We start from the raw sequence: 6,721 nt of genomic DNA on the forward strand, positions 1-6,721 counted from the left end.
GGCAGGAGCCCCAAAGATTGATTACAGCCTTTTGGGCCGCAATTAAAACTCTAGTGAAGACTGATCGATGACCAGACCCGGGCCCATGGTGGTGGACAGGGTAACCTTCTTCACATAAACACCCTTGGCTGATGCAGGCTTGGTCCTTTTCAGGTCAACCAGCAGCGCGTCGAGGTTTTGCTTGATAGCGGCGGCGTCAAAACCGACCTTGCCGATACCCGCATGGATAATGCCGTTTTTATCGGTACGATAGCGAACCTGACCCGCCTTGGCGTTGCGTACAGCGGTCGCAACGTCAGGGGTTACAGTACCAACCTTGGGGTTAGGCATCAGACCACGAGGGCCCAGAATCTGACCCAACATACCGACGACACGCATAGCGTCCGGAGAGGCGATAACCACGTCAAAATCGAGGTTTCCAGCTTTTACCTGCTCGGCGAGATCGTCCATACCGACGACATCGGCACCAGCTTCTTTAGCCGCATCAGCGTTAGCGCCTTGGGTAAACACGGCAACGCGAACCTCTTTACCAGTACCCGCTGGCAATACGGTAGCGCCGCGAACAACCTGATCGGATTTGCGGGGATCAACACCCAGGTTCACGGAAACGTCGAGAGACTCGGTAAACTTAACGGTAGAAAGTTCACTCAACAGTGCAACAGCATCTTCCAACGGATACTGCTTGAGTCCGTCTACTTTTTCGTTAATCGCCTTGGCGCGCTTAGTCAACTTGGCCATTTACACACCCTCCACGTTAAGACCCATACTACGGGCAGTACCCGCGATGGTGCGTACAGCTGCATCCATATCAGAAGCAGTCAGATCTGGCTCTTTAGTCTTGGCGATCTCTTCCAGCTGCTCGCGAGTTACCGTTCCCACCTTATCGGTATTAGGACGCGAAGAACCCTTCTTCAACTTCGCAGCCTTCAGCAGCAATACAGCAGCAGGAGGCGTCTTGGTCTCAAAGGTAAAGCTGCGATCAGCGTAAACTGTAATAACAACGGGAGTCGGAAGACCCGCTTCAACACTTTGGGTTTTGGCGTTGAACGCTTTACAAAACTCCATAATGTTAACGCCGTGCTGACCCAAAGCGGGACCCACTGGCGGACTTGGGTTAGCCTGACCTGCAGCAACCTGCAGCTTAATGTAAGCCTGGATTTTCTTAGCCATAGTTACCTCTACATTGGGTGCAAACGCCTTTCGGCTCCCCGGTTAACACGCCTGAATTCATCAGACGACACAACCCCGCATCGCCATAGCGATGCAGGGTACACACATCCAGTTCGAGCCTAGCCTTTTTCTACCTGGCCAAACTCGAGCTCTACCGGAGTAGAGCGACCAAAGATCAGTACCGCGACATGCAGCCTGCTCTTTTCATAATTCACTTGCTCGACCACACCATTAAAGTCAGCAAAAGGCCCGTCAACAACCCGTACCATTTCGCCCGGCTCAAACAATGTCTTCGGCTTCGGCTTCTCGACACCGTCTTCGACGCGCTGCAAAATAGCGTTCGCCTCTTTTTCGGTAATCGGGGCTGGCTTATCGGCAGTACCGCCAATAAAGCCCATAACACGCGGCGTATCCTTAATCAGATGCCAGGTGTCGTCATTCATTTCCATCTGCACTAGTACATAGCCAGGAAAGAACTTGCGCTCACTTTTGCGCTTCTGGCCACCACGCATCTCGACCACTTCCTCGACAGGAACCAGCACTTCACCAAACTGGTCCTCCATTCCGTGCCGCTCAATACGCTCTTTAATCGAACGCTGAACCTGCTTCTCGTAACCGGAATAGGCGTGCACAACATACCATCTTTGAGTCATCTGTGGTGCTCCTACCCAATCAACAGGTTGATAATCCAGCTCAGCAGGGAATCAAGCCCCCACAAGAGCAACCCAACAACCAGTACCGCACCAACAACAATCAAGGTTGTTTGGGTGGTTTCCTGACGACTAGGCCATACAACTCGACGAACCTCGGTGCGAGACTCTTTCAGCAACTCAAACGCCGCATGCCCTTTTGCAGTCTGGGCCGCCACGACAAGCGCAAGCACCCCCAAAACCAACAGGGCCAGCACTCGATACAGAAGAGACTCATCCGCATAATGCTGATTTCCGTACGCACCAACCACAACAATAGCCACCACAACCAGCCACTTCAGTGCATCGAAGCGACTTTCACTTTGAGTTTCTAATTTTGCAGCCATACAAGGAACACCCGAAAATCACACATCTAAATAATGGCAGGCCAGGAGGGAGTCGAACCCCCAACACCCGGTTTTGGAGACCGGTGCTCTACCAATTGAACTACTGGCCTACAGATACGGGAGAGCAACGCCCTCCCGAAACCCTCTTACTCTTTACTCGATAACCTTGGCTACAACGCCCGCACCTACGGTACGACCACCTTCACGGATGGCGAAGCGCAAACCGTCGTCCATCGCAACCGGGTTGATCAGGGTAACAACCATCTGCACGTTGTCACCTGGCATTACCATCTCAACACCCTCAGGCAGCTCGCAAGAACCGGTGATGTCAGTGGTACGGAAGTAGAACTGCGGACGGTAGCCCTTGAAGAAAGGAGTGTGACGTCCACCCTCTTCCTTGCTCAGAACGTACACTTCAGATTCGAACTTGGTGTGCGGAGTGATAGAACCGGGCTTAGCCAGAACCTGACCACGCTCAACGTCGTCACGCTTGGTACCACGCAACAATACACCTACGTTCTCACCCGCACGACCTTCGTCAAGCAGCTTACGGAACATCTCAACACCGGTACAGGTAGTGGTCTGGGTCTCGCGGATACCCACGATCTCAACAGACTCACCGACTTTAACAATACCGCGCTCAACACGACCGGTTACTACAGTACCGCGACCAGCGATTGAGAACACATCCTCGATCGGCATAATGAAGGCGCCATCGATGGCACGCTCAGGCTGGGGAATGTAGGAATCCAGAGTCTCAACCAGCTTACGTACCGCACTGGTACCCAGCTCGTTGTCATCTTCGCCGTTCAACGCCATCAGGGCAGAACCCGGAATGATGGGAGTGTCGTCGCCTGGGAACTCGTACTGATCAAGCAGCTCACGCAGCTCCATCTCAACCAGCTCCAGCATCTCTGCGTACTCTTCGCTGTCCGCGCCGCCGCAATCTTCCGCCAACAGGTCAGCCTTGTTCAGGAAGACCACGATGTAAGGTACACCTACCTGACGAGACAGGAGGATGTGCTCACGGGTCTGAGGCATAGGACCGTCGGTCGCACCACATACTAGTATCGCGCCATCCATCTGCGCAGCACCGGTAATCATGTTCTTTACGTAGTCGGCGTGCCCAGGGCAGTCAACGTGCGCATAGTGACGCTCAGGTGAATCATACTCAACGTGAGAGGTGGCGATGGTAATACCACGCGCACGCTCTTCCGGCGCGTTATCGATCTGATCAAACGCCTTCAGCTCACCAGAACCCCAAACCTCGGCACACACACGAGTCAGGGCAGCGGTCAGAGTAGTTTTACCGTGGTCAACGTGACCGATGGTGCCGACGTTTACGTGCGGCTTATTACGCTCAAAAGTTTCCTTAGCCATGGAGACCTCTCCGTCAAACTGTAAAACCAAAAAACAAGGACAGAACCCGGTTCTGCCCTTCCTGAAATAATGGAGCTCAAGAGCGGATTTGAACCGCCGACCTCACCCTTACCAAGGGTGTGCTCTACCAACTGAGCTACTTGAGCCCTACAACCTGTTGCCTGGAGCGGGTAGCGGGAGTCGAACCCGCGTCATCAGCTTGGAAGGCTGAGGTAATAGCCGTTATACCATACCCGCCTACATCAACAGCTTATAATACCTAATGGTGGTGGGGGCTGGATTCGAACCAGCGAAGCTTTCGCGTCAGATTTACAGTCTGATCCCTTTGGCCACTCGGGAACCCCACCCAAAAGGAGGCGATATTCTGCTTACACTCCCCCGCCTTGTCAACCGTTTTGTCGACAAATAGATGTCTTTTAAAACAGAATGTTATGACAGGAAAATGGTGCCGGCACCAAGAGTCGAACTCGGGACCTACTGATTACAAGTCAGTTGCTCTACCAGCTGAGCTATACCGGCATGGTGCTCTCAATCGCGGGCGCAATTCTAAGGGAACTATTGAGCCGATGCAACGGCTTTGCAGAGATTCTGCTCTTTTTCGATAAACTGATAATCTTTGGCGATTTTTTCCCACACATCCTCGCCAACTCGACGTGCCTCAGCATCGGTAACCGTCACCCAAAACTCATCCCGATAGCGCTCGACCAATTTCATCTCGGCTGCGTACCCAGCACCCTGCATACGTGTCAGCACGCGCTCGGCGGAGGCCTTTTTAGTGAACAAGCCCAGGGATATTCCATTTTCCATCTCTCCCTGGGTCACAACGAAGCTATCGATCTTTTGCCGCTGCAACTCCTTGAGCTGCCTCAGCGCCTCCTCTCGAGACACCAAAGGCTTCATATACACCCAGAAATCAGGCTCGCCCGCCACCTTTACGGTTTGCACTTCGCCGCCCACATTCAACGCCGTTAGTCGTTGATGCAACGTCTGCGCACTTTCAACCGCCTGAAAAGGCCCCAGGTAGATGCACATACCCGTATCCTCTACGGCAGCTTGCTGGGGGACGACAGGCTGCGGCTGACGCGGCTTGCGCTTGAGTTTTTGCTCTTCGGTCAATAACAACAGCGGCTCACCGCTGCCCTGAGCCGACACAGCCTGCTCAGGACGGTAGTCGACAACCCGCGAATCGAGATACCACTGATAACTAAAGAAGACACCATTGGCCAGTAGAAGGATCAACAGAATCCAGCGCATACCACATCCCTATCCAGGCATCGCTACAGCGATACCATCCAATACCAGGTGAGGATAATACGCCTCCTCACACCCCATAAGCCGAGCAAACACGTTGCCATCCCCTCCGGTAATTAGCAACCGCCGACCCTCAACCTCGTGCAGTATATCCACAATCAGCGCCTTTAAAAGCCGCAGCACGCCATGATCAACCGCCTCCACGGTGGAGCGCCCAGGGGCCAACGCCAACCGTGACGCGCCATCGACCTTTACCCGGCCCGTATTATCGAACAGGGATCTACGCATCATAGCAACACCGGGAACAATGTAGCCGCCCAGATGATTCCCCTGTACCCCGAGGAGGTCGAGGGTAACCGCACTTCCGCAATCGACCACCACGAGTTCAGCCTCCGGAAAAAGCTGGCGTGCCCCGAGAAGCGCCAACCAACGATCAACCCCCAACAGGGTTACATCGTCATAGATCAAATCAACTCCAGCGAACTGATCCTCAACCTGAACCCGCTCCACAACTCCCGACCAAGCCGAGCCAATAGCCGACAACAGCAGCGCCAGCTTTTGCTCGCCTATAACAGCCCCAAGGCAAAGCCTTTGCGGAGAGCTGGACAACAACAAAGAGCAGAGCGCTCCCAGATCATCATAGGATGCAGCACCCAGTTGGAGTTCGCTTCCACGAACCCGCCACTTTACTCGGGTATTACCCGCATCCAGATCAACAATCACGACGCCCCCGACGCAAACTCACCTCTCCTCCCCGATAACTAATCACCCCATCCGGGGTTTCAACTCGCAGCGCACCGTGCAGGTCAACCCCACGACAAACACCACTAACCCACTGATCCGCACCCATTTGCACCGATACATCATGCCCATTGAATGCATCGTACCGAGACCATTCCTGCGCAAAAGAGGAAAAGCCACTGACCTCAAACACCTCCAGCATTGCGAGCAACTCCTCTATCAGCGCACCGGCCAGGCGGTTTTTTTCCACCGGCCGAGCAGCGACTTCGGCAAGATCCGCACAAGGCTGAGAGACAGACTGCCGCTGGGCATCTGTTAACCGCAGGTTCACGCCAACCCCAATAATCACCCGGCACTCCCCGGCGGGATCACCACTGATCTCCAGCAGGATGCCCGCGACCTTACGCTCACCCCACAGAAGATCGTTCGGCCACTTCAATTGCAGCGGCGCCGAGACCTGCCTATTGATCGCTCGCATTACCGCCAACCCTACAGCCAGACTCAGCCCTTCCAGTGCAGCCGCACCCTGAGAGAAGCTCCATACCGTCGATAGATAGAGGTTCGCACCGAAAGGGCTACACCAGGCGCGCCCCCGGCGACCGCGACCTGCACTCTGATGCTCAGCCAGACAAAAATATCCCACCCCCGCGCCTGCACGGGACAACAAGTACTGGTTGGTCGAGTCCACCGAAGAGAGCAGCTCAAGCTGCAACCCCGAAGGCGGCTGCACCATGGCCGAGAGTATCTGATCGCGATCGAGCAACTCTGTACCGGGAGACAACCTATACCCTCGCCCTTTGACCGAGTCCAGCGCCAATCCCAACTCCTGCAGCCGCTTTACCTGCTTCCAAACGGCCGCGCGACTGACCCCCAGGCGCGCACCAATTGCGTCACCCGAGTGAAAGGCTCCATCCTTTAATATTTCCAGCAAGGCATCCACACCAACTCTCCTACATTATTGGCAGAGTGTAACAGCTCCCTCAACCACTGCTAAGACACCCACGACCCGGCATCAGCCGCCAGCACGCCCTAACGCCCATAAAAAAACCCCGACCTGTTTCCAGATCGGGGTTTCGAATAAAAGCCTGACGATGACCTACTCTCACATGGAGAAACTCCACACTACCATCGGCGCTAAGAGGT

General features: G+C 54.5%; 8 protein-coding genes and 5 tRNA genes. All 13 read right to left on the reverse strand.

Features of this window, described 5'->3' with window-relative positions:
- Positions 1-42: 42 nt before the first annotated feature.
- Complete coding sequence (gene rplA / locus ACP3PW_RS17080; RefSeq protein WP_426417949.1) at positions 43-738, reverse strand: 50S ribosomal protein L1; 696 nt, start codon at positions 736-738, stop codon at positions 43-45.
- Complete coding sequence (rplK, locus tag ACP3PW_RS17085) at positions 739-1,170, reverse strand: 50S ribosomal protein L11 (RefSeq protein ID WP_426417950.1); 432 nt, start codon at positions 1,168-1,170, stop codon at positions 739-741. It abuts the gene before it with no gap.
- A gap of 119 nt (positions 1,171-1,289) precedes the next feature.
- Complete coding sequence (gene nusG, locus ACP3PW_RS17090) at positions 1,290-1,823, reverse strand: transcription termination/antitermination protein NusG (RefSeq protein WP_426417951.1); 534 nt, start codon at positions 1,821-1,823, stop codon at positions 1,290-1,292.
- 11 nt (positions 1,824-1,834) lie between these two features.
- Complete coding sequence (secE, locus tag ACP3PW_RS17095; RefSeq protein WP_426417952.1) at positions 1,835-2,206, reverse strand: preprotein translocase subunit SecE; 372 nt, start codon at positions 2,204-2,206, stop codon at positions 1,835-1,837.
- Between the two features lie 34 nt (positions 2,207-2,240).
- Positions 2,241-2,316: transfer RNA gene (locus tag ACP3PW_RS17100), tRNA-Trp, on the reverse strand.
- Positions 2,317-2,359: 43 nt separating this feature from the next.
- The gene (gene tuf, locus ACP3PW_RS17105) at positions 2,360-3,586 is read right to left on the reverse strand and encodes an elongation factor Tu (protein WP_426417941.1); all 1,227 of its coding nucleotides are present in this window, start codon (positions 3,584-3,586) and stop codon (positions 2,360-2,362) included.
- A 70-nt stretch (positions 3,587-3,656) separates the two neighbouring features.
- Positions 3,657-3,732: transfer RNA gene (locus ACP3PW_RS17110), tRNA-Thr, on the reverse strand.
- A 16-nt stretch (positions 3,733-3,748) separates the two neighbouring features.
- Positions 3,749-3,823 (reverse strand) — tRNA-Gly (locus ACP3PW_RS17115).
- Positions 3,824-3,849: 26 nt separating this feature from the next.
- Positions 3,850-3,933 (reverse strand) — tRNA-Tyr (locus tag ACP3PW_RS17120).
- 96 nt (positions 3,934-4,029) lie between these two features.
- A tRNA-Thr gene (locus tag ACP3PW_RS17125) sits at positions 4,030-4,105 on the reverse strand.
- A gap of 36 nt (positions 4,106-4,141) precedes the next feature.
- Entirely contained in the window at positions 4,142-4,840 is a 699-nt protein-coding gene (locus ACP3PW_RS17130; protein ID WP_426417953.1) for an SPOR domain-containing protein, read from the reverse strand.
- 9 nt (positions 4,841-4,849) lie between these two features.
- Positions 4,850-5,560 carry a type III pantothenate kinase gene (locus ACP3PW_RS17135; protein ID WP_426417954.1) on the reverse strand — a complete coding sequence of 237 codons (711 nt, stop codon included), beginning with the start codon at positions 5,558-5,560 and terminating at the stop codon, positions 4,850-4,852.
- Positions 5,550-6,518 carry a bifunctional biotin--[acetyl-CoA-carboxylase] ligase/biotin operon repressor BirA gene (gene birA, locus ACP3PW_RS17140; protein ID WP_426417955.1) on the reverse strand — a complete coding sequence of 323 codons (969 nt, stop codon included), beginning with the start codon at positions 6,516-6,518 and terminating at the stop codon, positions 5,550-5,552. The genes ACP3PW_RS17135 and birA overlap by 11 nt, the downstream gene beginning before the upstream one ends.
- Positions 6,519-6,721: the final 203 nt, after the last annotated feature.

The sequence above is a fragment of the Aestuariirhabdus sp. LZHN29 genome, assembly GCF_049985285.1.
Classification (GTDB): Bacteria; Pseudomonadota; Gammaproteobacteria; order Pseudomonadales; family Aestuariirhabdaceae; genus Aestuariirhabdus.